Below are 25,168 nucleotides of genomic sequence, written 5' to 3'. Positions count from 1 at the left end.
CGGAACGCCGATGCCTCGCACCGCGCTGCTCGACCGCCTCGCCCCGGGAAACCGGCCCGCCGGACCGCCCGTCCGGCCGCGAAGCCTGCTCCACCGGCACTGGATCGTCGTCACCGTCATCGGCGTGCTGGTGCTGGCCGCGGTGATCGTGCCGCTCCGGCCGTGGGAGCAGTGCGGCGCCGGGCTGACGGCGGAGGGCGACGTCTGCGTCGGCCTGTCCCTCGACTCCGGGCTGTTGCGCGACGACGATCCCCTCGCCGACCTCGAGGCCGTGATCGCCGAACGGAACGCGCAGGCGGGCGCCGCCTACAAGACCGTGGTGGTGCTCGAGAACCTGACCCCGGACCCGGACGTCGACAGCACGCCGATCAACTTCATCCGGCACGAGGTCCAGGGCGCGATCGCCGCGGCGTGGCCGCGTCCGGACACCACCGGCGTCAAGCTGCTGCTGGCGAACTTCGGCTCCAACGCCGAACACTGGCGCGCGGCGGTCGACCAGATCGTCGCTTCCGCCGAGAGCGAGCGCATCGCCGCCGTCACCGGGATCGGCATCAGCCTGCAGAACACCCGGGACGCGATCGCCGAGCTGTCCAGCCACGGCATCGTCACGATCGGCGCGACGGTGACCGCCGACGACCTGAACGTCGACGCCGCCGGCAAGCGGGTCAAGAACTTCTTCCGCGTCGGCCCGACGAACAGCGACGAGGCGCACGCCGCCGTCAACTACATCGCGAAGCTCCCGAAGCGGCGCACGATGCTCGTCGCGGACGTCAACGAAGCCGACACCTACGCGGGCACCCTGGCCAAGGCGTTCGCCGACCAGCAGCTGGTGCCGATCCAGTTCTCGAAGAAGTACGATTCCCTGGAGGGGCAGCTCACCGGCACGAGCCGCGACGAGTACCTTCAGAAGCTGTTCCGCGGCATGCATTCCGACATCTGCAACGCCCAGCCGGACGTCATCTACTTCGCCGGCCGCGGCGTCGACCTGCGGTCGTTCGTCTACGCGCTGTCGAACGACGGCGCGTGCCAGCAGCTCCGCTCGGTCACGGTCATCTCCGGCGACGACGCGGCGACGCTCGTCGGCACGAAGCTCCCGCTGACCGGGGACATCGCCGTGACGCCGCTGTACACGGCGCTGGCCTACCCGGACCAGTGGAAGATGTTCACCGGCAACGACGCCGCGCTGACCTACCAGCAGAACTACACGGACTTCCTCAACAGTTTCACCGGCACGCACGAGTTCGAGGCCGGCCACCTCTCCGACGGCGCGGCGATGATCGAGCACGACGCCGTCGCGACGGCGGTCGACGCGGCCGAGAAGGACCCGTCGTCGGGCTCGCGGTCGGTGGCGAACTTCGTCGCGGAAATCGACTGCAACTCCGCCGTGCCCGGCGCCACCGGCTTCATCGCGTTCCGGCAGGACAGCGGCAACCAGATCGACAAGGTGCTGCCGATCCTGCGCATCCAGGCCGACGGCTCGGCCGGCCCGGTCGACCTCGTGTGGTCGCAGGGACGGCCGCTCGATACGTCGCCGTCATGCACTTCGTGACCGCTTGAGCTGCCGGTACTCACGCAGCACGAGGACGATGATGATCACGTCGAGCGCGGCGAAGAACGGCAGCGCGATCGAGTGGGTGTGGATCGCCCGGATGATCTCGTAGACGACGAACGCGGCCAGGATGACCGCGGCGACCGGGTAGGCGCGCACGATCTTGCGGGCGAGCGCCCAGACCAGGCCGAGCTTGATCAGCCCGTGGGCGAGCAGGTAGGCGACGGCGAAGGTCTTGGTGTCGCCGTGCAGGAAGTTCTCCGTCGCCGACTCGAGGTGGCGCGCGAGGGTGCCGGAGGGGTCGCCCAGCAGGTCCCGGGTGATCACCGCGTGGGTGAACCCGCTGACGGTCGACGCCGGGATGAACGCCAGGATCAGCGCCCCGACGACCTGCAGGGCGCCGTCGAGCCCCTTGATCGCGATCGCGACCCGGAAGAACCGCTCGGTCGCCGTCGTCTTCGTCTCGGCCATGCCCCCAGCTCAGCACGAACGGCGGATCAGCGCACGTGGAGGCACTTTTCGCACCGTTCGTGCCGCACTGTCCGGCCGGCCGGGTCGGTGCCGTAGAACGGGAAGCACGCGGCGCCGCAGAGGGCCAGGAAGATCGGCCCGCACCGGAGGGGGTGCGGGCCGACCTGGTGGGCGACGGCCAGTGCGCGCCGCCGTGCGCCCGCTTCGGGGAGCCAGCCGTGGTCCGGGAGGGTGGCCCGGACCCTGGCGTCCAGTTCGTCGGCGCGGGTGACGAGGTCCGCGCCCAGATCGGTGAGCCGCTCCCCCAGGTCACGGAGGATGTCGGGCCGCGGCGCCTCGTCGTCGAGCGTTCTCGAGAGCCACGCGAGGTCGAGCGCCAGCGAGCCGTGGAGGTCACGGATCCGCTCGAGCAGCCGGTGGTCCCGGTCGGCGTCGGTCAGCACCGCGCCAGCCACGCCGACGAGCAGGCGGCGCAGGTGGGGTCGAACCAGTTCCCGCCGAGCTGCGGAACGTCGCACACCGCGACGGTCACCTCTTCCCCGCACAAAGTCACGAACCTTTCTTCCGGGCGCGGCGGGAAAGGCCCGTCGAGCGCGTGGCGTTTTCCCTCCGCCTGCTGCCACCTCAACATGACACCAGTCAATCTGTCCTGTCCGGTTGACACCAACACGCTGAGCGGGTGACGGATCGCCGTTCGTACTATCGGCGCCATGAAAGCGACTTCTTCGACACCGCGCGCCCGCGCACTGTCCGCAGGACTCCGCGAAGTACGCGAAGCACACGGAGTGGGGTTGCGCCAGCTGGCGCGCATACTCGGCTTCGCGCCGCAAGTGCTGTCGTTGTGGGAGAAGGGGTTGAGGCTGCCGTCCGTGGCGGACGTCGCGCTCATCCTCGGTTTCTTCCAGGTGCGCGGCGAAAAGCAGAAATATCTGCTGGAATTGGCGGGGTCGGCGCGCGAGCCTGATTGGGTGACCGCAAGCCTGCAAAGCCTCAATCACTGCGAACGAGGAGCGAACAAGCTGACCAACTGGGAGACGGGAATCATTCCCGGACTCCTGCAGACCCCCGATTACGCCCGGGCGATATTCGAAAGCTCGAACCTCACCGCCGACCAGGCCGATGCGCGGGTGGTCGCCCGCATGAATCGCCAGAAGATGCTCACCGGCCCCGGCCCCGTGGAGCTGCACGCAATTCTCGACGAGCGAATCCTCGAGAGCACGGTCGGCGACGAGGACATCATGTCCGACCAGATGGATCGCCTGCTGGATGCCTCCCGCCTCCCCCATGTTTCGGTGCGGATCCTCGGCGCCGACACCGGCTACCACGCGGGCCGGGTGGGGTCGTTCATGGTGATGGAGTACGAGGCCGAACCGCCCATCGTGTTGCTGGAACACCACCGCTGCAGCGTGTTCCTCTCCGCCGCCGACAAGGTCGCCACCTTTCGCAAGCTCGCTAAGATGCTCACCGAGGCGGCGATGAGCGAAGAGGGCTCACGCGAGCGAATCGCGGAGGCCGCGCGCTAGGAGGAGCCGATGGCCACCGCTGAATGGCGCAAGTCCACCCACAGTGGCGACGACACCAACTGTGTCGAGGTGGCGATCGAGCGCACCGTCGGCGTGCGGGACAGCAAGGCCCCCGCCGCCGGTCAGCTCACCCTCTCGCGTCAGGCCTGGTCAGCGGCCCTTCGCCGGCTTCGCTGAGGTCTCCGCCTTCACCACGTCCTCGGCGAAGGCGACCGCCGTCTCCGCTCCTTCTTCGCCGAAGATCGGCCCGTTCGTGTACAGGCCGTCGATGATGAACATGATCCGGTCGGCCAGCCGGCCGGGGTCGGGCGCCGCCGTCTCGGCCGCCAGCTCGCGTAGCTGCTTCCGCACCCGCACGAAGTGGTCCATCGACACTCGATGGGCCGGGTGCTCGCGCTCCGGGAACTCGGCGAAGGTGGTGCGCAGCGGGCATCCGCGCGTACCGGGCACGTTGACCCGCACCCCCACCTCGCGCACCAGCTCCACCAACTGCCGCTCCGGACCGTCCGCGGCCGCCTTCACCCCGGCGACGATGGTGTCCCAGTCGCCGCTGCAGCGCGTCAGGTACGCCACGACCAGGTCGTCCTTGCCGGCGAACTGGCTGTAGAGCAGGTTCTTGCCGCACCCGCACTCGTCGATGATCTGCTGCATCCCGACGGCGTGCACCCCGTGGCGGTTGAACAGCCGGGTGGCGGTCTCGAGGATGCGCTCACGGGCGTCCGGCGTCGGCTTGCGCGGCATGCCGGCCATCGTACCGGACCAAACGGTCCACATCATGGAATCCGTGGTTGACAACGGGTCCGAGTTCTCGCCATGATTCGGACCGTTCGGTCCCGGACCGATCGGTCCGTCTGCTTTGGGGGTTCCTTTGACCGTCTCTGCCACCACTTTCGCGGTCCACGACCGCCTCACCCCGCGCGCCCGCGGCCTGCTCCTCGTGCTGTGCGGCGCGATGTTCCTCGACGCGCTCGACGTCTCGATGAAGGGCGTCGCGCTGCCGTCGATCGGCGCCGACCTGGGCCTGTCCACCGGCTCCCTGCAGTGGGTGGTCAGCGGGTACGTCCTCGGCTTCGGCGGGTTCCTGCTGCTCGGCGGCCGGGCCGCCGACCTGCTCGGCCGCCGCCGGATGCTGATCGGCGCGCTGGCCGTGTTCGCCGTCGCGACCGCGCTCGGCGGCTTCGCCACCAGCGGCCCGCTGCTCGTCGCCGCCCGGTTCGTCACCGGGATCAGCGCCGCGTTCAGCGCGCCCGCCGGGTTCTCGATCATCACCACGAGCTTCACCGAGGGCCCGGTCCGCAACAAGGCGCTCTCGATCTACACCGCGACGGGCGCGACCGGGTTCTCGCTCGGGCTCGTCGCGGGCGGGCTGCTCACCGAGGTCAGCTGGCGGTGGGTGTTCCACGCGCCGGTGCTCGTCGCGGTCGCCACGCTGGCCGGCGCGCTCGCCGTCGTCCCGCGGTCACCCGCGGCGCGGGGCCGGGGCTTCGACGTCGCCGGTTCCGCGACGGTCACCGCGGCGATGCTGCTGCTGGTGTTCACGCTGGTCGAGGCGCCGGACGCGGGCTGGGCGTCGGTGCGGACGCTGGGTTCGCTGGCGGCCGTCGCGGTGCTGCTGACGGCGTTCGTCGTGGTTGAACGCCGGGTGGCGAGCCCGCTGGTGCGCCTGGGCGTCCTGCGGTCCGGCGCGCTGGTGCGGGCGAACGTCGGGGCGATGTCGCTGCTCGGCGGCTGGGTCGGCGCGCTGTTCGTCATCACGCTGTACCTGCAGGACGTCCGCGGCTGGTCGGCGTTGGAAACGGGACTCGCGGTGGCGCCCAGCGGCCTGGTCGTCGCGATCCTGGCGCCGCGGATCGCTGCGCCGCTGGTCGGCCGGTTCGGATCGGGGCGCGTCGCGCTGGCGGGCCTCACCTTGTCGGTGGCGGCCTACGCGCTGCTGCTGTTCCTGGACGCCTCCAGTGGTTACGTGACGCTCATGCTGCCCGCGTTCCTGTTGGTGGGACTGGCGTTCACGCTCACCTACGGCCCGCTGACGATGGCGGCCGCCGACAGCGTCCCGGCCGCGGACCAGGGGCTGGCCGGCGGGCTGGTGAACACGGCGTTCCAGGTCGGCCCGGCGCTGACGCTGGGGGTGGTGTCGGCGGTCGTCGCCACCGGCAGCCTCCAGGCCGCCCTGGTGGTCCCGCTGATCGTGGCTCTGCTGGGGGTAGCCGCGATGCTCCCCTCCCTGCGCCGCGCCTGAACGCCGTGAAGGGCACCCTCATGGCGTTTAAAGCCAGGAGGGTGCCCTTCACGGACTTGGACTACATCGCGGGCGGGGCGGAATTCGTGCCCCACGCCGTGGGAGTGTCACTCAAGGTGAACCGGATCTTGCCTGCGCGGAGCAGGTCCGCGTGGGAGATCCAGCTGCGGTCGTAACCGCGCTGTCCGATCCGGACGTCCTTTGTGTACTGCAGTTTCGACGCGCTCGCGCCGGGCGCCTCGATCTCGACCTTGCGGCCGTGGTCCGGATTGATCTCGACCTTCTCGAACATCGGCGTGCTGAGCAGGTACGTCCCGGAGCCGGGCTGGGCCTCGAAGATGCCCGTCATGCCGAAGACGAGCCACGACGAGATGGTGCCGAGGTCGTCGTTGCCCGGCATGCCGTACGGCGTGTCGGTGAAGAGCGTCCGCGCCGCGCGCAGCACCGCCGACGTCTTCCAGGGCGCGCCCGTCCAGCTGTACATCCAGGGCGCGTGCAGGTCGGGCTCGTTGTTCGGGTTGAAGGCGAAGTTGTTGTGGTAGTCGTACGCGCCGTGGACCCAGGAATCCTTGGCGGCCTTCGCCGGGTCGGTGAGCAGCAGCGGCATGTCGAAGAAGGTGTCGAGCCGCTGCTCCGCCTTCGCCGGGCCGCCCATCAGGCCGAACAGCTTCGCGGTGTCCTGCTGGGCGAGCCACTGGTACTGCCACGGCGTGCCCTCGTGGAAGCCGGTCGACTTCGCCGGGTCGGGGTCGCCGACGCCGGTGCCGTCCGCGGCCTTCGTGCGCGGGAAGCCGGTGAAGCCGTGGGATTCGACGCTGGTGTCCCACAGTTTCGAGAAGTTGCCACAACTCGCCTGGAGCGTCTCGGCCTTGTCCTGGTACCCGAGTCCTTGCGCCATGGTGGACAGCGCGCAGTCGGCGAGGGCGTATTCGAGGGTCGCCGAACCGGCCTGGCGGGTATCGCCGTAGGTGTAGCCCGGCAGGTCCTGGTAGCCGATCCAGCCGTTCTCGACGTAGGACGGGTTGCCGTCGCGGCCACGGAAGATCGACTGGTCCGCAGGCACTTCGTTGGCGTTGCGCCACAACGCGTCGAACAGCTGGCGCGCGGTCCGGTCGTCGAGCAGGCCACGGCGGTAGTTGTCGACGACCCACGGCGTGACGGGGTCGCCGCTCATCACGTTCGTCTCGCCGCCGGCGAGCGCCCAGCGGGGCACCCAGCCGCCGTCCTGGTAGATCTTGAGGACGGACTTGGTCATGTCCGCGGCCTTGTCCGGGTGCAGGAGCGCGACCAGCTGGTTCTGTGAGCGATAGGTGTCCCACAGCGAGAACATCTGGTAATACGTGTCGCGACTTCGGTGTATCTTATCGTCGAAGCCTCGGTAGGAACCGTCCACATCGGACCCGACGGACGGGTGCAGCAGCGACCGGTAGAGCGCGCTGTAGTAGGTGCGCTGGTCGGCGGTCGTCCCACCGGCGACGCGCAGGCGGTTCAGCTCGTCTTTCCAGGTGTCGTGGGATTGTTGCCGGGCCTCGTCGAACGACTTGGACTGCTCGGTCTTGCGGTTCAGCCGAGCGCCGTCGATCGAGGTGTAGGAGAGGCCGACGGAGGCGCCGACCTGGTTCTTCTCGGTGCCGAAGCTGAGCCAGGCGCCGGTGCGCTGGCTGCCGAGGCTCGAGTCGCGCTGGTTCGGCGTGAGCTTGTTGTCGGTCCAAGTGCCGAAACTGGTGAACTTGCGGTCGAACTTGGCCGAGAAGAAGACTTTGTAACGCTCCTTCTGCGTCTCCCAGCAGAAGTTGCCGCCTTGCAGCCAGCCCTCGACGGTGTCGTCCCCGACGACGTGGACGTCGCCGGCGTAGGTGTAGCCGTTGCTCTCACCGACCTCGATGAGGACGTTTTGACTCGCCTTGTCGGGGAAGGTGTAGCGGTGCTGGCCGGTGCGCTGAGTGGCGGACAGCTCGGCGTTGATGCCGTTGTCGAGCTTGACGCCGTAGTACCCGGGTTGGCGGGTTTCGTTGGCGTGGCTGAACTTCGCGCCGTACTGGGCGGGATCACTGCTGGTGACGGCGCCGGTGGTGGGCATGAACCGGAAGTTGCCCATGGTCTGGCAGCCGACACCGGAGAGGTGGGTGTGGCTGAAGCCGAGGGTGGTGTCCTGCGCGTAGTCGTAGGACGCGTACTTCTTGAGCTGGGTGTCCGGGCTGAGCTGGACCATCCCGAAGGGAGTGGTGGCGCCCGGGAAGGTGGTGCCGTCCCCGTTGTTGCCGATCGAGGTGTCCACGAGGGTGGTGGGATCGTCGGTGAATCTGCTGCTCACGGCTTCGGCGGGGGTCGCGAGGGCCACTACGGTGGCGCCCGTGAGCAGGGTGGCAAGGACGCGCGTCCGCGTTCTCATCCGTTTCCTCCTGACAACGTTGTCAACTGCACGGGTGGATCTTTTCCGGTGTCCACCGGACAAATCAACCCCCGAAGGTGGTGACTCCCGGTGGCCTGGGCCTCGCCGCGGCTGCCGTATAGGCCGCGCGAAGCTCCTTGAGGACTGCCTCCGGTTCCGTTCGCAGACGGCTGGGAGGCGTCTGAAGGAACCCGATGCCGGCCGCGGCGTGGCGCGCGTTCCGCGTGAGCGTCTTCAGGAAGTGATCCCCTTCGCCGTGGTAGGTCACGGAGTCGATCTCCCAGGCGAACGCGACCTCGTCGCACCAGGCGTCCGGCTTGGTGACGTAGGTGCCGTCGCGGTCGAACACCTTGACGTTCCAGGCGGCCGGCGGGAGCCCGCTGCGTTTCCAGATTTCCCACGCATCGGCCTCCGCCACCGACTCCGTGGTGCGCCCGATGACCACGAACCGGGTGCTGGTCGTCTTCCGGCCGTGCGGCACCAGGACGTGGACCCCCGCCGGGCCGGGATCTGCCGAAGCCCCGGTCTGCGCAATGCCCACAATCCCGTCACCGCAGCGTTCTCACCGACCAGAAGGAGCGCGGCTCGCACCCGTTCCTCGTCGGTGGGTGCCGCGGGATGGACCAGGACCACCCCCGGTAGCAGCAGCCCGAAGAACGGCACCACCTTGATGGGCGGCCGGCAGTCGCTTGTCCCCAGTTTCCGCGTCTCACTCGACCAGCCTGACGCGACGGACCGACAAAAACCGGCCGGACGGCACGAACGGTCCGTTCGCAACGGATCCCACGAGCGCCATGTCAGACCTGATGAGTCACATGCCCACCCAGCACCGTTGCCATCACCGGGAGCGTCCTCAGGTCTGACGGCGACAGGCCGGACGGGTCCGCCGCCGTCACCATCAAGTCCGCGACGTCCCCCACCGCGACTCCCCGGCGCCCGCCCGAAGCCGCGGCCAGGGCGTCCGCAAGGCCGATCGCCTGCTCCGGGTGCCAAGCCGGACGGTCGTCGTCGGTCCGGGACACCGCCGACGCGATTCCGTCCCACGGGTCCAGCGGCGCCACCGGTGCATCCGACCCGAACTCCAAGCGAGCGCCCGATTCCAGCAACGACCGATACGGAAATGCCCGCGAAGTACGCCCGTGCCAGTGCCGATCAGCGACGTCACGATCGTCCGGCTGGTGCGCCGGCTGGACCGCCGCCACCACACCCAGCGTGGCGAACCGGGGCACGTCGGAAAGGGACAGCAGCTGCGCGTGCTCGATGCGTCCGGGACAGCCGACCTGCTCGAACGCGTCGAGCGCGATCGTGTTGGCCTGGTCGCCGATCGCGTGGACCGCGGGCACCAGCCCGTGCGAGAAAGCCCGCTCCATCAAGGGAACCAACGCAGACGGAGGGAGTTCCAGCAGCCCTGGGGAATCCCCACCTGGGTACGGATCGTGGCAATAAGCCGTACGGGTGTTCAGGGAGCCGTCCACGAAGAGCTTGAACGGGCCCACCGTCAGCAGCCCACCGGAATCCGGGAGGACGTCGCCGGTCCGGTGGCCTCGCTCGATCGCCTGGTCCAGCAGGTGCCGGGCGATCACGCACGAAATCCGGGTCGACGGCGCGCCGCGGCGAGTCCAGTCCGCCACCGTGTCCGCGTACTCGTAGTCGACGATCTCCGTCACGCCGCGCGCGGCCGCCGCGCTGATCGCTTCCGCCACCCACTGGTCCTGGACCTCGATCGCGGCCGTCGGCAGCTGGGCCGTTGCGCTCATGCAGTCGTTCTCGAGCAGGACCCCCGTCGGGTGCTCGCGGCCGATCAGCTTCAGCGCCGCCGGGCTGAGCCAGAGCGTGTGCAGGTCCGCGCTGAACAACGCGACCGCCCGGCCCGGCAACGCCCGCTGCAGCAGGTCCTTGTGCGGCTTGTCCGGCCAGAGCCCGTCGCGGAAACCCGCGCCCACGACCAGTTCCGTCTGCTGCGCCGGCGTCGCCAGCAGGTGCGCCAGCAGCAGCTCGACCGCCTCCGTCGCCGACCGCGCCGCGTCCAGCGGGATCCGGCGCCGGGACGTCGCCCACTGCACGACGTGGACGTGCGCGTCGACCAGACCCGGCAGCAACGTCCCGCCGTGCCCGTCGACCACCCGCGCCGCGAAGCCGGCCGAGCCCGGCTCGGTGATCGCCGTGACCCGGCCGTCGGTGACGCGGACGTCCGCGAGCTCGCCGCCGAGCCCCGGCCGCACGCGGCGCAGCAGTAGATCATCCATGCGGACAACCTTGCCAGGCCCGCCCCGTCCGGGTGAAGCACGGAGTGAGATGGGAATGAGATGGGTATTAGCTACCGTTGTACGAGATGGCAGCCGTCGCCCGCCGAAGGGTCAGGGCCGGTCCATGGGCGCCGCCCTCATAAGCCGCGCAGGGTTCGACTCCCTCGGTTGCCGCCGAAGATCCGTGAAGGGCACAGTGAGGGACGCTGTGCCCTTCACGGATTCAGCCCACCGGCATGTCCCGCCGCCGGAGCGCCAGCAGGCCACCGGAGACGGCGGCAGCGGCGATCACCACCAACCAGACCACCGGCGCCACCGAGAACGTGCCGCCCGGCAGCCGGGCCAGGTGCTGGAACGGCGAGATCCCCAGCACCGCCTCATTCCACTGCAACGCCGTCCCCACCAGCGACAGCAGCAGGAACGCGCCGAGCAGTCCCCACGCCGCCGCCGCGAAGCGCGGGACGAAGCCGATCAGCAACGCCGACAGCCCGGCCAGCACCCACACCGCCGGCAACTGGGCCAGCGCCGCCGGAACCAGCGAAGCGCCGTACGCCGCGCCGGTCGCGAGACCGGTCACCGCCAGCAAGAACGCCGAACCCAGCAGCGCGAACACCAGGTGCGCGCCCGCCCAGCCGACCCGGCCGACCGCCGTCGCCAGCACCGGCTCCGCCCGGCCGGCCGCCTCTTCGGCACGCAGCTTCAGCGTCGCCTGCACCGCGTACCCCGCCGCCGCGAGCCCGAACAACGTCATCGTCCCGGCCAGGTACGCGTCCATCACCGCGCCGCCACCGCCGAGCCGGGCGAACACGTCCGCGACGGCCTTGTTGTCCCGCGCCATCTCTTCGACGTTCTTCGCCACACCGCCCATCAACAGCCCGATGAGCGCGAGGCAGACGGTCCAGACCACCAGCGTCCCCCGCTGCAGCCGCCACGCCAGCGCCAGCGGCGAGCGCAGCGACGCCTTCGCCGCCGGCCGCCCCAGCCGGGCCGGGAGGAGCGCCGCACCGAGATCCCGGCGAGCCGACAACACGACGGCCAGGACCGCGAGCAGGCCGGTGAAGACGAGCGCCAGTGCCAGCACCCACCACTGCTCACCGGCGAACGGCCGGAGCCGGTGCGCCCAGCCGATCGGCGACAGCCACGCGAGCCAGCCCGCCGAAGTGCTGCTGTCCCCCGCCGCGCGCAGCAGGAACGCCAGCACCAGCACGCCGATCCCGATGCCGCGCGCGCCGCTCGCACCCCAGGTGAGCTGCGCGGCGACCGCGCCGACGCCGGCGAACGCCCAGCCCGCGACGGTGAACCCGAGGCCCAGCGCCAGCGCGCCGGCTAACGGGGCACCTTGCGCGGCTAGCCCGAACCCGACCAGCAGGCCGTACACCAGGCATGCGCCGCAGGCGGCGATCACCGCGGCCGCCAGTCCGGCGTGCCGCCCGACGACGGTCGCGCCGGTCAGCTCTCGGCGGCCCGCCTCCTCCTCGGTCCGGGTGTGCCGGACGACGGTGAGCAACGCGATCAGCCCGACGACCACCGGCACGAACCCGCACTGCCACGCCAAGAGGTTGCCGACCGAAGAGCCGTACAGCGGGCCGTTGCGCACGACGAACGTCGCGCTCGTCGCGTTGAGGTCGTAGAAGTGCTGCCGCGCCGCCGCGTCCGGGTACGCCGCTTCGATCGACGAGAGGTACCCCATCGGCGCGACCGCCAGGCAGACGATCCACAGCGGCATGAGCAGCCGGTCGCGGCGCAGCACCAGCCGCAGCAGCGCCCAGGTCCCGGTCATCGCGCCGCTCCGACCGGCTCGTCCTGCTGGTAGTGCCGGAGGAACAGCTCCTCGAGCGTCGGCGGCCGGCTCACCAGGTTCCGCAGCCCGGCTCCGGCGAGGTGCCGCATCACGTCGTCGAGCGAAGACTGGTCGACGGACAGGTGGACGTGCGAGCCGTACGACGTCAGGTCGTGCACTCCCGGCAGCGACGCCAGGTCCGCCGGCACCCGCGCGAGCGAGGCGTCGATGGTGATCCGGCCGAGGTGGCGCAGCTCGTCCAGGGTGCCCGTCTCGACGGTGCGGCCGGCCCGGATGATCGTGACGCGGTCGCACAGCGCCTCGACCTCCGACAGGATGTGCGAGGACAACAGCACGGTCCGGTCGCCGCGCTCCCGCTCCTCCTCGACGACCCGCCGGAACACCTCTTCCATCAGCGGGTCGAGCCCGGACGTCGGCTCGTCGAGCACCAGCAGCTCCACATCGGACGCCAGCGCCGCGACCAGCGCGACCTTCTGCCGATTGCCCTTCGAGTACGTCCGACCCTTCTTGCGCGGGTCGAGGTCGAAGCGTTCGACGAGCTCGGCGCGGCGCGCGGGGTCGAGGCCGCCGCGCAGCCGGCCGAGCAGGTCGATGACCTCGCCGCCGGTGAGGTTGGGCCAGAGCGTGACGTCGCCCGGGACGTACGCGAGGCGCTTGTGCAGCTCGGTGGCGTCGGTCCACGGGTTGCCGCCGAGCAGGGTGGCGCGGCCGCCGTCGGCCCGCATCAGCCCCAGCAGGACGCGGATCGTGGTGGTCTTGCCGGCGCCGTTGGGTCCGAGGAACCCGTGCACCTCGCCGGTGTGGACGGTCAGGTCGAGCCCGTCGAGGGCCCGCGTCCTGCCGAACGCCTTGGTGAGGCCGTCGGCGGTGATCGCTTCGGCCATCGTCATTCCTTCCGTTGGTAGGCGGCCAGCGCTTCGCGGGCCTTGTCGAGGACCTCGGCGTCGCCGAGGGGGTTGAGGAACAGGTGGCCGGCGGCCAGCGACATCCGCAGCATCGCCTCGCTGGTGCCCGGCTCCTCGCCGAGGGCGCGGGCGACGTGGTCCTGCAGGATCATCAGCCCGCCGGTCATCGCGGCGAGCGCGGCGGCGACCCCGCGCGGGTCGGGCATGTCCATACCCGACTCGCGGAAGTAGCGCTCGGTGCCGTCGACGATGTCGACGAACTGCGCGGCGGCGGCTTCGGAGCCGTCGAGCATCGCTCGGCCCATGTAGCGGCGGAAGAGGAGCTGGCGGGCATCGAACGTCGGGACGAAGGCCGGGTCAGCCTGGCCCTTGGCCAGCGCCTCCTCCTTGAACTTCAGCAGCTCGTCGAACACGTACGCGTCGCAGGCCTCGCGCAGGCCGTCCTTGGAGCCGAAGTGGTGGCGGATGAGCCCGCCCGACACGCCGGCCTCCTTCGCGATGTCCAGGATCGACGTCTTTTCCATGCCGCGTTCGGTGAACAGGCGGATGGCGGCGTCGCGGATCCGGGCCCGCGCGGTGAGGTCTTCGGTGCTCATGACTGTCCTATACGTTCATGTAGTCGACTACACGTCAATGTAGCCCCCTATACGCACGTATAGCAAGAGTGGACGGTTGACCTCCGGAAGTCACATCCGGTTGCCTCCCAACCGGTCAGCCCGTTAGGCCGTTCGGCTCGCAACCAATTGCGGGTAATGGGCTAACTGTCTTATTGCTGACGAAGACCTCACGTTGTCTACTTCTCGGACGTCTACTTGTCGGACGCATCTCTTCACGAAGGGTCGTTTCAGTGACACAGCTCAGATCGCGCTGGAGACGGCGGGCCGGGATCACCGTCCTCGCCACCGCACTCGGCGCATCCGTCCTCGGCGTGGCCGTCCCCGTGGCCTCCGCCCAGCAGGCCCCGCCGACCGCGGGCGCGGCCGACGGCAAGACCCTCGACGAGCACGACCGCGCGCTCGTCGCCGAAGCCGAGAAGGCCGGCAAACCCGACGTGACCCTGCTGGTCGCGGCCGAAAAGGGCCAGACCGGCACCGCGGTGAACGAGCTCAAGGCGCTCGGCGGTGTCGTCCAGTCCACCGACACCAAGCTCGACTACGTCAAGGTCAGCGTCCCGACGGACAAGGCCGAGAAGGCCGCGAAGCTCAAGTCGGTGAACGCCGTCGACGTCGACGGCCTCGTGTACCGCGACGACCCGAAGCCCGACGGCGCGCAGGACCCGGCGCCGCAGCCCGCACCGGGCAAGAACACCCCGCGCGTGAACCCGTACCTGCCGACCGGTGACACCTACGCGGCGCAGTTCGGCCAGGTCCTGCCCAACTGGGACGGCAAGGACACGACGGTCGCCGTGCTCGACTCGGGCGTCGACCTCGACTCCCCCGCGCTGGCGACCACCAGCCACGGCGACCGCAAGATCGTCGACTGGTACAACGCCAACGCCACCAACTCCGGTGACGGCACCTGGGTCGCGCAGTCGACCGCGACCTACACCGGCACGTTCACCGCGAACGGCAAGAGCTGGACGGCCCCGGCGACCGGCGGCCCGTACACGTTCGGCACCTTCAGCGAGACCGCGGGCGACCTGGGCGGCGCGGACAGCGAGACCGGCGGTGACGTCAACCGCGACGGCGACCGCGCCGACTCCTGGGGTGTGCTGGAGGACAGCGTCACCAAGGAGGTCCGCGTCGACCTCAACGGCAACGGCGACTTCACCGACGAGAAGCCGATGACCGACTACGCCAAGAAGTACGACGTCGGCTACTTCGGCACCGACAACCCGGCGACCGACATCGCCGAGCGGATGGCCTTCGTCGTCCAGACCGACAAGCCGGGCTTCGTCGGCATCGGCATCGCCGGCGCCGAGCACGGCTCGCACGTCGCGGGCATCGCGGCGGGCAACGACCTGTTCGGCGGCAAGATGGACGGCGCGGCCCCGGGCGCGAAGGTCCTGGCCGTCAAGGTCTGTCTCACCGGCACCGCCTGCACCTCGAGCGGCCTGATCGACGGTGTCGTCTACGCGGCCAGCCACGGCGCCGACGTCATCAACATCTCGATCGGCGGCCTGCCGGCGCTCAACGACGGCAACAACGCCCGTGCGGAGCTCTACAACCGCACGATCGCCGAGTACAACGTCCAGATCTTCATCTCGGCCGGCAACAGCGGCGCCGGGGCGAACACCGTCGGCGACCCGTCGGTGGCCACGGACGCGATCTCGGTCGGCTCGTACATCACCAAGGAGACCTGGCTTTCGAACTACGGCTCGAAGACCGCGTCCCCCGAGTCGCTGCACCCGTTCTCCTCGCGCGGCCCGCGGGAAGACGGCGGCTTCAAGCCGGACATCATCGCGCCCGGCGCGGCGATCTCCACCATCCCGCGCTGGGAGGCGGGCGGCCCGGTCGCCGGCACCTACTCCCTGCCGGCCGGCTACGCCATGCTGCAGGGCACGTCGATGGCGTCGCCGCAGGCGACCGGTGCGGCGGCACTGCTGGTGAGCGCGTACAAGGCGACGCACCAGGGCCAGCGGCCGCCGGTCGCGCAGCTGCGCGCGGCGATCAAGTCGACCGCGCGGTTCGTGCCGGGCATCGGCGCGTACGCCCAGGGTTCGGGCCTGTTCAACGTCCCGGCCGCGTTCGTCGCGCTGTCGCTCAACCCGAAGCCGGACGCCGTTTCGACGTCGGTCGAGGTGCACACCGCGCTGTCGGGCCTGCTGGCGACGCCGAACACGGGCGTGGGCATCCACGACCGCGAAGGCGTGACCACGGGCCAGGCCTACACCCGCACGTACACGATCACCCGCACCACGGGGTCGGCGAAGCCGGTGCCGTACTTCGCGCGGTGGGTCGGGGACGACGGCACGTTCTCGTCGAAGTCCACGGTGGTCCTGCCGCTGAACACACCGGTGAAGTTCGACGTCAAGGTGAACCCGAAGAACGCGGGTGTGCACTCGGCGCTGCTGTACCTGGACAACCCGCTGACCATCGGCGTCGACGTGCAGACCCTCAACACGGTCTTCGCGCCGCAGGAGTTCACCGCCGCCAAGGGGTACCAGGTCGACGTCTCCGGCAAGATCGCCCGCAACCAGGCGACCAGCTACTTCGTGCGGGTGCCGCAGGGCGCCAGCGCGCTGAAGGTGGACCTGGACGCGGGGGCCGGCGCCCCGGGCAAGGGCCAGGTGCGGTTCCTGCGCTACGACCCGACCGGCGTCCCGGCCGAGGCGAGCACCTCGACGACGTTCTGCTACCTCCCTGACGCGGGCGCGGGCTGCCCCGGCGGCACGCCGACCAGCCGGACCATCGCCAACCCGCTGCCGGGTGTGTGGGAGATCGTCGTCGAAGCGCGCCGGACGTCCGATGTGGACAACGCGGCGTACAAGCTGTCGGCTTCGGTGCTGGGCACGGCGATCACGCCGAACCCGGACACCATCGCCTCGGCCACGGTGAACACGCCGATCGCGCGGTCCTACACCGTGACGAACACGCTCGGCGCGTTCACCGGCAAGCTGAACGGCGCCACGCTGGGCAGCGCGAAGGTCGCGCGCCCGACGATCGCCGACGGCGCGCAGCAGCAGTACCAGATCGCGGTGACGCCGGGCTCGACGTCGCTGACGGCCACCATCGGGAAGACGTCCGACGTGGGCGCCGACCTGGACCTGGTGCTGTACAACTGCACCACCGGCAGCTGCGTGCAGGCGGCAGTCAGCGCGGACGGTGACTCCGAGGAGTCGGTGACCGTGGCCAACCCGGCCGCGGGCACCTGGGTCGCGCTGGTCGACGGGTACGCCGTGCCGAGCGGCACCACCGAGTACGACTACCTCGACGTGTTCACGAACCCGTCGTTCGGCTCGGTCGCGGTGACCGACACGAACGCGGCGCACGCGTCGGGCAGCTCGTGGACGGTGCCGGCGACGGTGACGGCCAAGGCCGTCCCGGCGGCGGGCCGCATCCTGCGCGGTCAGCTGACCGTGCAGACCGACACCGGTGTCACGGTCGGCAGCTCGCTGGTGCTGATCAACGCGGTGAGCTAGTCCCGCTCAACGGGAGCCGCCCCGGGTTCGCCCGGGGCGGCTTTCGTGTTTCCTGGTGGCTTTCCGACGCAAGTTTGCGTATGTGCGGGAAAGTCTTGCTTCGGCCGGCTTTTCGTCCGTATCGTCTGGACCACTCCCAGCCCGCGAAGCGCGACGAGGGGCTCCCCATGCGACGGTTCACGACGATCTTCGCCGCCCTTTTCCTCCTGGTGGCCACCCTGACCGCGCCGGCCGCGCAGGCCGCCGCCGCAGCGGCGCTCTCCAGCCGGACCCACCTGTTCTACTACCCGTGGTACGGCAACGATTCCGGCGGCTACCGGCACTGGCAGCAGGGTGGGCACACCCCGCCGGACGACGTCGGCGCGAACTTCTACCCGGTCCTCGGGCCGTACGACTCCGGCGACCTCACCGGCGCCGTCGAGCAGCACATGCGGTGGATCGAGCAGTCCGGCGCCGGGGTGCTCGTCTACAGCTGGTGGGGCCAGGGGTCCTATGAGGACGGTCTGGCGGCCGGGGTGCTCGAAGCCGCCGCGCGGCACGGGATCCGCGTCGCCTGGCATCTTGAGCCGTACAGCGGGCGCACGGCGTCCTCGACGGTGTCGGACATCAACTACCTTCTCTCGCGGTACGGTTCGAGCCCCGCGTTCTACCGCGAGGGCGGCCGCGGCGCGTTCTACGTCTTCGAAAGCCTGCGCATCACCGACTGGACGGCACTGGACCAGGTGAGCTCGTCGGCGATCGTGCTGGCGCAGACGACGGACACGAGCAAGGTCGCGCACTTCGGCGGGATGTACACCTACGACGCGATCGCCGGGGCGACGGCGCCGGGCTGGCGTGAAGCGGGCGCGTTCTGCGAGGCGAACGGCTTGGTGTGGGCGCCTTCGGTCGGGCCGGGGTACAACGACGACCGGGCGGTGCCGGGTAACACAACACCGACCCTTTCCCGGGACAACGGGGCCACTTACGACCGCGAATGGCAGAACGCGCTTTCCACGCAGGCGGACTGGGTTTCGGTGACGTCGTTCAACGAATGGCACGAGGGCTCGATCATCGAACCGGCGCGGTCCTCGCCGCCGCCGTTCGGGTACGAGACGTTCGCGGGTGCTTACGGGACTTCCGGCGCGGCTTCGGAGACCGCATATCTGGACCGGACGCGCTACTGGGCTTCGCAGCTCGGTTTGCCGTCGGTGAATCTGGCGCTGGGCAAGACGGCGTCCGCGAGCGGCTCGCAGGGTGGGTTCCCGCCGGGGAACGCTGTCGACGGGAACGCGTCGAGCTACTGGGAGAGCGCGAACAACGCGTTCCCGCAGACGTTGACGGTGGACGTCGGCCCGGCGGCCGCGGTGGGCCGGCTGGTGCTGAAGCTGCCACCCGGATGGGGCCGCCGGACGCAGACGATCGCGGTGGGCGGCAGCGCTCCGGCGGGGTACGTGTTCGACCCGGCGACCGGCAACAGCGTGACGATCACGGTCCCGGCGCAGCGGACGGTCTCGCTGACGTTCACCGGCAACACAGGCTGGCCCGCGGGACAGCTGTCCGAAGTGGAGGCCTACGCCTCTTGAGCGCGCGTCAGGAACGGCGCCGGATCGGCCAGCACCCGGTGCACCACCCGGCCCGCCGCGCCCAGCGTTGCCGCGTCGCCGCCCAGCCGTGATGCCGACAGCACCGGTGGCGCGCCCCGGAGGCCGCCGAGGCGGGCGGCCAGGACCTCCGACACCGGGCCGGACAGCCACGGGTACAGCTGGGTGAACACCCCGCCGAGCACGATGCGGTCCAGGTCGAGGAGGTTCACCGCCGACGTCAGCGCGATGCCGAGGGCTTGCCCGGCCGCCGCGCACGCCGCCAAAGCCGCGGTGTCGTCGCGCGCGAGAGCCGCCAGCAACGCCGGCAGCGACGGCGCGTTTCCCGCCGTCAGCAACGCTTCTTGCCCGGCGTAGGTCTCCAGGCAACCACTCCCGCCGCACCGGCACAGGAGACCGCCCGGCGACACCACGACGTGGCCCAGTTCGCCGGCCAGCCCGCGCGCGCCCGAAAACAGCGTTCCGTCGACGACCAGGCCCGCGCCGATGCCGACTTCTCCGGACACGTACAGGAAGTCGCGCTCGCCGTCGCCGTACCAAAGCTCGCCGAGGGCCGCGAGGTTCGCTTCGTTGTCCAGCTCCACCGGGACCGGCAGGTGCAGCAGGTCGGCCGGCCGGACGTCCTGCCAGCCGAGGTTGGGGGCGCTGAACAGCACACCGTCGCCGACCGGGCCGGACACCGCGAGCACCGCGCCCGCCACCTCCAGCCCGAGGCGGTGCGCCTCGGTGAGCGCCTCCGACGCCAGGGTCTGCAGCTCGGCGAGGACCTTCTTCGGCCGCGACGCGCGGTTGTCGCGCTCGCGCCGCGCGGCGAAGCGGACCACTCCGGTGAGGTCGAGCACGCGCACCGCGAGGTAGTCGACGTTGATCTCCAGCCCCAGCGACGCCACGCGTGCCCCGCTGAGCACGACCTCCACCCCCGGCCGGCCGCGTTCGCCCGCCCGCGCGGGGCCGGTCTCGGCCAGCAGGCCCGCGTCCACCAGGTCGCCGACGAGCTTGCTCACCGTGGACTTGGTCAACCCGGTGAGCTCGGCGAGCGCCGCGCGGGTCAGCGGGCCGCCGCGGCTGACCGCCCCCAGCACGACCTCGAGGTTGCGGGCGCGCATCGAATCGTGCCGCACGGCCTGGGTCATCACGTCCCTCCTGCGAAGCACTCTAACCGGCCTCTTGACGCCCGGGACCGCCGCGGCGCATATTTAGTCTACAACGTGAACTAAATGAAGGGACAGTCATGAGCGACTACGCTCCCCAGCCGGCCGACAAGTTCACCTTCGGCCTGTGGACCGTGGGCTGGCCGGCGAACGACCCGTTCGGGGTCGCGACGCGGCCGCCGCTGGACCCGGTGGAGAGCGTGCACCGGCTGGCGGAGCTGGGCGCCTACGGCGTGACCTTCCACGACGACGACCTCCTGGCCACCGAGCCCGACCGCGACAAGGCGATCGAGCGGTTCCGCAAGGCGCTCGCGGAGACCGGCCTCAAGGTGCCGATGGCCACGACCAACCTGTTCACCCACCCGGTGTTCAAGGACGGCGGCCTGACCAGCAACGACCGCGACGTCCGGCGCTACGCGCTGCGGAAGGTGCGCCGCAACGTCGACCTCGCGGCCGAACTGGGCGCGGAGACCTACGTCGTCTGGGGTGGTCGCGAGGGCGCCGAGTCCGACGCCGCGAAGGACGTCCGCGCGGCGCTGGCCCGCTACAAGGAGGGCCTCGACCTGCTCGCGGACTACGTCGTCGAGAAGGGTTACTCGCTGCGGTTCGCGCTGGAGCCCAAGCCGAACGAGCCGCGCGGCGACATCCTGCTGCCGACGATCGGACACGCGCTGGGCTTCATCTCCCAGCTCGAGCGGTCCGAGATGTTCGGGCTGAACCCGGAGGTCGGGCACGAGCAGATGGCCGGGCTCAACTTCGTGCACGGCATTTCGCAGGCGCTGTGGCAGGGCAAGCTGTTCCACATCGACCTCAACGGCCAGCACGGTCCCAAGTACGACCAGGACCTGATCTTCGGCCACGGCGACACGAAGAGCGCGTTCTTCCTGGTCGACCTGCTCGAGAACGGCGGTTACGAGGGCCCGCGGCACTTCGACTACAAGCCGCTGCGGACCGAAGACCCGGCGGACGTCTGGGTGTCCGCCGCGGCGAACATGCGGACTTACCTGATCTTCAAGGAGAAGGCGGCCAAGTTCCGCGCCGACCCCGAGGTGATCGAAGCCCTGGCGGCGTCCCGGGTCCCGGACCTGGCGACCCCCACCCTCGCCCCGGACGAATCGTTCGACGACCTCTTGAACGACGACTTCGACCTCGACGCGGCGGCAACCCGCGGTTACCACTTCACGCGGTTGAACCAGCTGGCCCTGGAGCACCTCCTCGGCGTCCGCTGACCTGTGCCGTCAAGGCCACCTTACGGGCGTCTGACGCCCGTAAGGTGGCCTTGACGGCACTTCTCAGGACACGGTCAGCGTGTCGATGTCGAACAGGGAACCCGCGCCGCCCCGGAAGACCAGGTGGAGCGGGCCGGAACCCGGCGACACCGTGGTGGTGACCGTCCGGAACGTCTCCCAGCTGCCCGTGTTCGGCACCGCGACCGTGCCCAGCAGGGCGCCGGTTGCCGAGCCGTCACGGATCTCGATCGTGCCGCCCGCGCCCGCGGACGAGACGACCGCGCTGAACCGCGTGATCCCCGCCGTGCTCACCGACGCGAACCCGGCCCAGTCGCCGTCCTCGATGTAGCCGAGCGTCTGGCCGCCGCTCGCCGGCGCGTGTGCCGCGATCTGCACGCCCGAGCCCGACGTGAACGCCTCACCCTCCACAGTGGATCCCGATGAGACACCGCAGTCCGCAGTAACAGCGCCTGCGACGTAACGGATCCCGCCGAGCAGCTCGGTGCGGAAAGCGCTGTCCGAATAGGACTCGATCGTGTGGCCGAGACCGGTGTAGAACGCCCGGCCGCTGCCCTGCGGGTGGCACCAGGTGATCGGGTGGTCGGCGCCCATCTCGCCGCCGGTGTAGCTGGACTCGTCCAGCGTCTGCAGCACGTGCACGCTGCCCCGCGGGTTGGTCCGGTAGTTGTACAGCTCGTCCGTGCGGTTCCACACGGCCGGCAGGTGCGCAGTCGCCGGGTGGGTGTTGTCCTCGGTGACGAAGTTGGCCGCCTGGATCGCCGGGTGGCTCTGGAACCACGCGCCGACCAGCTGTCCGTACCACGGCCAGTCGTACTCGGTGTCGGCCGCGGCGTGGATGCCGAGGTACCCGCCGCCACCGTTCACATAGGACTCGAACGCCGCCTGCTGAGTGGCGTCCAGGACATCGCCGGTGGTCGAAAGGAACACCACCGCCTGGTACTTCGCCAGTTCGGTGGCCGTGAACACCGAAGCGTCCTCGGTCGCCGTGACGCCGAAGCCGTTCGCGGTGCCCAGCTCCCGGATCGCCTGGATCCCGGCCGGGATCGAGTCGTGCCGGAAGCCGGCCGTCTTGGAGAACACCAGCACGTCGTACGCGGGATCCACCTGGGTCGGCATGGTGCTCAGGCTAAACGTGTCGATGTCGAACAGGGAACCGGAACCGCCCCGGAACACCAGGAACAACGGCCCGGAGCCGCTCGACACCGACGTCGTGACGTTCTGGAAGACCTCCCAGTCACCGGTCGGCGGCACCGAAACCGTGCCCAGCAGTGTGCCGGTGGCCGAGCCGGACCGGATCTCGATCGTGCCGCCGGCGCCGGCCGACGACACCCGGGCGGTGAACGACCGAGCGCCGGAGGTGCTCACCGACGCGTACCCGGCCCAGTCACCGTCTTCGATGTAGCCCAAGGTGTTGCCGCCGCTCGCCGCCGCGTGCGGGGCGATCTGGACGCCCGATCCCGACGTGAACGACTCGCCTTCGACCGCCCCCGCCTGGGTCGCGGTGGTGAAGGTGAAGGCGTCGAGGTCGAACAGGTTGCCCTGCCCGGTGACCCCCTTGAACACGAGGTACAGCGTGGTGGTGCCGGCCGGCCGGTTCGCCAGGGTGGTCGTCACGTTCTGGAACGTGTCCCAGTCACCGGTGTTCGCCACCGCCACCGACCCGAGCAGGGTGCCGGTCGGCGAGCCCGCCCGGACCTCCAGGGTGCCACCGGGACCGCCCGAAGACACCCGCGCGCTGATCGAAGTCGCGTTGCTCAGCGCGTACGGCGTGAAGGAGATCCAGTCGTCGTTGTCGGTGTACCCGACCGTCCGGCCACCCTCGGCCGAGCCGTGGTCGGCGAGCTGGATGCCCGACTGCGCCCCGAAGTGCTCGGCCTGCCGGTGCCGCGGCTGCAGCTTCCGGACGCTGTGCGACGTCAGCCCGCCGTTGTCGGTGTACTGCGCGTCGAAGACGCCGTAGATGTTCGCCGCGGCGTCGTGCTCACCGTCGACCGGGACGGCGATCGAACCACTGCACCCGGTCGCCTGGGTGATCTGGTGCTCGTGACTGTCGTGACCGAGCAGGTACGTGACCTTGACCTTCGAGCAGTCCAGCGGCCCGTCCTCGGGGTCGCTGCCGGTCACCTGGAACGGCACCGTGTCCCCGAAGGAGAACAGCTGTCCGTCGGCCGGGGTGCCGAGTGAGATCGTCGGCGCGGTGTTCCCGACCGTGACGACCAGGCTTGCGGTGCCGGTCAGGCCCTCCGGATCGGACACCGTGAGGCTTGGCGAGTAAGTGCCGTTGGTGGTGTAGGTGTGCGCCGGGTTCGCCGAAGTCGACGTCGCGCCGTCACCGAAGTCCCAGCGGTAGCTCAACGCCCCGCCTTCGGGGTCGCTGCTGCCCGCGGACGAGAAGTTCACGGTCAGCGGGTTGGGCCCGGACGTCTTGTCGGCCGCCGCCTTCGCGACCGGGCTGCGGTTGGACCCGGCCAGGTACTCGACGCGGTAGAGCGCCTGGTTGTCACTGCCGGTGCCGTAGTCGAGGACGTACAGCGCGCCGTCGGGGCCGAACGCCATGTCCATGACCTGCGTGCCGGTCCAGGGGAAGTCCTCGATGGTGCCGCGGCTGCCGTCGGCGTTGACGGTGACCGCCTTGATCCACTTGCGACCGTATTCCCCGGCGAAGTACTTGCCGTCCAAGGACTGCGGGAACTTGACGGTGGACGTCGAGGCGGCGTCGTAGCGGTAGACGGGTCCGCCCATCGGCGACTCCGAGCCGCTGCCGAACTCCGGCGGCGAACCTTCGTCACCCGCGTACTTGATCCACGCCGCCTTCGGCACCGGCAGCTTGGCGAGCCCGGTGTTGCGGAACGAGGAGTTCGTCGGCCCGCCCGCGCAGTCGTACTTCGCGCCCGACGGCCCGCTCGGGAACGTGAAGTGGTTGTACGTCTCGGTCGTGGTGTTCGAGCCGGTGCAGTACGGCCAGCCGAAGTTGCCCGCGCTGGTGATCCGGTCGAACTCGACCTGCCCCTGCGGCCCGCGGTTGGCGTCGGTGACACCGGCGTCCGGGCCGTAGTCGCCGAGGTAGACGACTCCGGTCGGCTTGTCGACACTCATCCGGAACGGGTTGCGGAAGCCCATCGCGTAGATCTCCGGCCGGGTGCTCGCAGTGCCCGGCGCGAACAGGTTGCCCGACGGGATCGTGTATGTCCCGTCCGCCTGCGGGTGGATCCGTAGGAGCTTGCCGCGCAGGTCGTTCGTGTTGCCGGACGAGCGTTGCGCGTCGAACTGCGGGTTGCGGTTGGTCCGTTCGTCGATCGGCGAGTAGCTGTCGGAGGAGAACGGGTTGGTGTCGTCACCGGTGGTGAGGTAGAGGTTGCCGGCGGCGTCGAAGTCGATGTCACCCCCGACGTGACAGCACTGGCCACGGTCGTTCGCGACCTTGAGGACGACCTTCTCGCTGGCCAGATCGAGGGTGTTGTCGGTGTTCAACACAAATCTCGACAGGTGCAGCTCACCCTTGAACGGCGCGAAGTCGGCCTCGGTGCCCTCGGTCGGCGCGTCACCGTCCGGTGTGGACAGCCGCGGCGAGTAGTACAGCCAGACGTAGCGGTTGGTGGCGAAGCCGGGGTCGGCGGCGACCCCCTGGAGGCCTTCCTCGTCGTGGGTGTAGACGTTCAGCTTGGCCGCAACGGAGGTCGCACCGGCTGCGGTGGTGACGCGGACGGTGCCGTCGCGCGAGGTGTGCACGACCGAGCGGTCCGGGAGCACGGCGAGCGACATCGCCTCGCCGAGCTCGGCCGCGCCGGTGGCCAGGGCGACCTGTTGGTAGTCCCCCGGCGGGATGTCCGCGCGAGCCGGGGTGTCGACGGTGAGCAGGAGGCCGGCGCTCAAGAGTGCGGCGCCGAACAGCCTCGCCCACTTCGGTGGGGACGGAGACATGCTGGGTCCTTCCTGAATTTGAGCGTGCTTCGCCCCGGAGTGGGCCGAAGCCGTTTCGT

At 70.1% G+C, this 25,168-nt stretch carries 19 protein-coding genes; 7 read left to right on the top strand and 12 right to left on the bottom strand.

All coding sequences use genetic code 11. The features are described 5' to 3' along the window. Positions 1-10 precede the first annotated feature (10 nt). A complete protein-coding gene (locus tag ACIA5G_RS24255) occupies positions 11-1,549 on the top strand; it encodes an amino acid ABC transporter substrate-binding protein (RefSeq protein WP_395926871.1) in 1,539 nt (512 codons plus the stop codon). Here the strand turns inward: ACIA5G_RS24255 and ACIA5G_RS24250 are convergent. Genes ACIA5G_RS24250 through ACIA5G_RS24240 form a run of 3 tightly spaced genes read right to left on the bottom strand, consistent with a single transcriptional unit; the run spans position 1,535 to position 2,651 of the window. After that, on the bottom strand, positions 1,535-2,020 hold the full coding sequence (locus tag ACIA5G_RS24250) for a DUF2127 domain-containing protein (protein ID WP_395926868.1): 486 nt from the start codon (positions 2,018-2,020) through the stop codon (positions 1,535-1,537). The two genes, ACIA5G_RS24255 and ACIA5G_RS24250, sit on opposite strands and share 15 nt — an antisense overlap. A 26-nt stretch (positions 2,021-2,046) precedes the next feature. Continuing rightward, a complete protein-coding gene (locus ACIA5G_RS24245) occupies positions 2,047-2,538 on the bottom strand; it encodes a hypothetical protein (RefSeq protein ID WP_395926866.1) in 492 nt (163 codons plus the stop codon). Then, positions 2,457-2,651, bottom strand: coding sequence for a zinc finger protein (locus ACIA5G_RS24240; protein WP_395926864.1), 195 nt, complete (start codon positions 2,649-2,651; stop codon positions 2,457-2,459). Before ACIA5G_RS24240 ends, ACIA5G_RS24245 begins: the two co-directional genes overlap by 82 nt. Positions 2,652-2,730: 79 nt before the next feature. On the opposite strand from ACIA5G_RS24240, the gene ACIA5G_RS24235 reads away from it, so the two are divergent. Then, positions 2,731-3,543 (top strand): helix-turn-helix domain-containing protein, encoded by an 813-nt coding sequence (locus ACIA5G_RS24235; protein ID WP_395926862.1) that lies wholly within the window; start codon positions 2,731-2,733, stop codon positions 3,541-3,543. A 9-nt stretch (positions 3,544-3,552) separates the two neighbouring features. After that, on the top strand, positions 3,553-3,720 hold the full coding sequence (locus ACIA5G_RS24230) for a DUF397 domain-containing protein (RefSeq protein ID WP_395926860.1): 168 nt from the start codon (positions 3,553-3,555) through the stop codon (positions 3,718-3,720). Here the strand turns inward: ACIA5G_RS24230 and ACIA5G_RS24225 are convergent. Further along, positions 3,694-4,284 (bottom strand): TetR/AcrR family transcriptional regulator, encoded by a 591-nt coding sequence (locus ACIA5G_RS24225; RefSeq protein ID WP_395926857.1) that lies wholly within the window; start codon positions 4,282-4,284, stop codon positions 3,694-3,696. The two genes, ACIA5G_RS24230 and ACIA5G_RS24225, sit on opposite strands and share 27 nt — an antisense overlap. Positions 4,285-4,411: 127 nt before the next feature. Here ACIA5G_RS24225 and ACIA5G_RS24220 point away from each other — a divergent pair, with 127 nt between their 5' ends. Then, the gene (locus tag ACIA5G_RS24220) at positions 4,412-5,782 is read left to right on the top strand and encodes an MFS transporter (RefSeq protein ID WP_395926854.1); all 1,371 of its coding nucleotides are present in this window, start codon (positions 4,412-4,414) and stop codon (positions 5,780-5,782) included. A 61-nt stretch (positions 5,783-5,843) separates the two neighbouring features. Here the strand turns inward: ACIA5G_RS24220 and ACIA5G_RS24215 are convergent, their stop codons facing one another. The 6 genes from ACIA5G_RS24215 to ACIA5G_RS24190 form a co-directional block, all read right to left on the bottom strand. Beyond that, the gene (locus ACIA5G_RS24215; RefSeq protein WP_395926852.1) at positions 5,844-8,174 is read right to left on the bottom strand and encodes a GH92 family glycosyl hydrolase; all 2,331 of its coding nucleotides are present in this window, start codon (positions 8,172-8,174) and stop codon (positions 5,844-5,846) included. Between the two features lie 64 nt (positions 8,175-8,238). Next, positions 8,239-8,715, bottom strand: a complete 477-nt coding sequence (locus tag ACIA5G_RS24210) for a hypothetical protein (RefSeq protein WP_395926850.1) — start codon at positions 8,713-8,715, stop codon at positions 8,239-8,241. Between the two features lie 256 nt (positions 8,716-8,971). Continuing rightward, positions 8,972-10,420, bottom strand: coding sequence for an amidohydrolase (locus ACIA5G_RS24205; RefSeq protein WP_395926848.1), 1,449 nt, complete (start codon positions 10,418-10,420; stop codon positions 8,972-8,974). A gap of 223 nt (positions 10,421-10,643) precedes the next feature. After that, entirely contained in the window at positions 10,644-12,200 is a 1,557-nt protein-coding gene (locus tag ACIA5G_RS24200) for an ABC transporter permease (protein ID WP_395926846.1), read from the bottom strand. After that, positions 12,197-13,105, bottom strand: coding sequence for an ATP-binding cassette domain-containing protein (locus ACIA5G_RS24195; protein WP_395926844.1), 909 nt, complete (start codon positions 13,103-13,105; stop codon positions 12,197-12,199). Before ACIA5G_RS24195 ends, ACIA5G_RS24200 begins: the two co-directional genes overlap by 4 nt. Positions 13,106-13,107: 2 nt before the next feature. Then, positions 13,108-13,722 (bottom strand): TetR/AcrR family transcriptional regulator, encoded by a 615-nt coding sequence (locus ACIA5G_RS24190; protein WP_395926841.1) that lies wholly within the window; start codon positions 13,720-13,722, stop codon positions 13,108-13,110. A gap of 251 nt (positions 13,723-13,973) precedes the next feature. Between ACIA5G_RS24190 and ACIA5G_RS24185 the strand changes: the two genes are divergently transcribed. Then, the gene (locus ACIA5G_RS24185; protein WP_395926839.1) at positions 13,974-17,207 is read left to right on the top strand and encodes a S8 family serine peptidase; all 3,234 of its coding nucleotides are present in this window, start codon (positions 13,974-13,976) and stop codon (positions 17,205-17,207) included. Between the two features lie 167 nt (positions 17,208-17,374). Further along, positions 17,375-18,769, top strand: a complete 1,395-nt coding sequence (locus ACIA5G_RS24180; RefSeq protein ID WP_395926837.1) for a discoidin domain-containing protein — start codon at positions 17,375-17,377, stop codon at positions 18,767-18,769. On the opposite strand, the gene ACIA5G_RS24175 is transcribed toward ACIA5G_RS24180, so the two are convergent. Further along, positions 18,757-19,920 carry an ROK family protein gene (locus tag ACIA5G_RS24175; RefSeq protein ID WP_395926834.1) on the bottom strand — a complete coding sequence of 388 codons (1,164 nt, stop codon included), beginning with the start codon at positions 19,918-19,920 and terminating at the stop codon, positions 18,757-18,759. The two genes, ACIA5G_RS24180 and ACIA5G_RS24175, sit on opposite strands and share 13 nt — an antisense overlap. A 98-nt stretch (positions 19,921-20,018) precedes the next feature. On the opposite strand from ACIA5G_RS24175, the gene xylA reads away from it, so the two are divergent. Further along, entirely contained in the window at positions 20,019-21,167 is a 1,149-nt protein-coding gene (gene xylA / locus ACIA5G_RS24170) for a xylose isomerase (protein WP_395926832.1), read from the top strand. A gap of 63 nt (positions 21,168-21,230) precedes the next feature. On the opposite strand, the gene ACIA5G_RS24165 is transcribed toward xylA, so the two are convergent. Next, the gene (locus ACIA5G_RS24165) at positions 21,231-25,109 is read right to left on the bottom strand and encodes a carbohydrate-binding protein (RefSeq protein WP_395926830.1); all 3,879 of its coding nucleotides are present in this window, start codon (positions 25,107-25,109) and stop codon (positions 21,231-21,233) included. Positions 25,110-25,168 lie beyond the last annotated feature (59 nt).

Origin of the sequence: Amycolatopsis sp. NPDC051758 (genome assembly GCF_044453095.1) — a bacterium.
Taxonomy (GTDB): Bacteria; Actinomycetota; Actinomycetes; order Mycobacteriales; family Pseudonocardiaceae; genus Amycolatopsis.
Note: the sequence above shows the minus strand (reverse complement) of the source record. Positions and strands in the feature narration are given on the sequence as shown.

Excerpts from the sequence above, each read along its gene's own strand:
- ACIA5G_RS24195 (WP_395926844.1), bottom strand. The coding sequence starts at position 13,105 with ATGGCCGAAGCGATCACCGCCGACGGCCTCACCAAGGCGTTCGGCAGG.
- ACIA5G_RS24230 (WP_395926860.1), top strand. The coding sequence starts at position 3,553 with ATGGCCACCGCTGAATGGCGCAAGTCCACCCACAGTGGCGACGACACC.
- ACIA5G_RS24215 (WP_395926852.1), bottom strand. The coding sequence starts at position 8,174 with ATGAGAACGCGGACGCGCGTCCTTGCCACCCTGCTCACGGGCGCCACC.
- ACIA5G_RS24175 (WP_395926834.1), bottom strand. The coding sequence starts at position 19,920 with ATGACCCAGGCCGTGCGGCACGATTCGATGCGCGCCCGCAACCTCGAG.
- ACIA5G_RS24205 (WP_395926848.1), bottom strand. The coding sequence starts at position 10,420 with ATGGATGATCTACTGCTGCGCCGCGTGCGGCCGGGGCTCGGCGGCGAG.
- ACIA5G_RS24200 (WP_395926846.1), bottom strand. The coding sequence starts at position 12,200 with ATGACCGGGACCTGGGCGCTGCTGCGGCTGGTGCTGCGCCGCGACCGG.
- ACIA5G_RS24190 (WP_395926841.1), bottom strand. The coding sequence starts at position 13,722 with ATGAGCACCGAAGACCTCACCGCGCGGGCCCGGATCCGCGACGCCGCC.
- xylA (WP_395926832.1), top strand. The coding sequence starts at position 20,019 with ATGAGCGACTACGCTCCCCAGCCGGCCGACAAGTTCACCTTCGGCCTG.
- ACIA5G_RS24225 (WP_395926857.1), bottom strand. The coding sequence starts at position 4,284 with ATGCCGCGCAAGCCGACGCCGGACGCCCGTGAGCGCATCCTCGAGACC.
- ACIA5G_RS24250 (WP_395926868.1), bottom strand. The coding sequence starts at position 2,020 with ATGGCCGAGACGAAGACGACGGCGACCGAGCGGTTCTTCCGGGTCGCG.
- ACIA5G_RS24235 (WP_395926862.1), top strand. The coding sequence starts at position 2,731 with ATGAAAGCGACTTCTTCGACACCGCGCGCCCGCGCACTGTCCGCAGGA.
- ACIA5G_RS24180 (WP_395926837.1), top strand. The coding sequence starts at position 17,375 with ATGCGACGGTTCACGACGATCTTCGCCGCCCTTTTCCTCCTGGTGGCC.
- ACIA5G_RS24240 (WP_395926864.1), bottom strand. The coding sequence starts at position 2,651 with ATGTTGAGGTGGCAGCAGGCGGAGGGAAAACGCCACGCGCTCGACGGG.
- ACIA5G_RS24165 (WP_395926830.1), bottom strand. The coding sequence starts at position 25,109 with ATGTCTCCGTCCCCACCGAAGTGGGCGAGGCTGTTCGGCGCCGCACTC.
- ACIA5G_RS24255 (WP_395926871.1), top strand. The coding sequence starts at position 11 with ATGCCTCGCACCGCGCTGCTCGACCGCCTCGCCCCGGGAAACCGGCCC.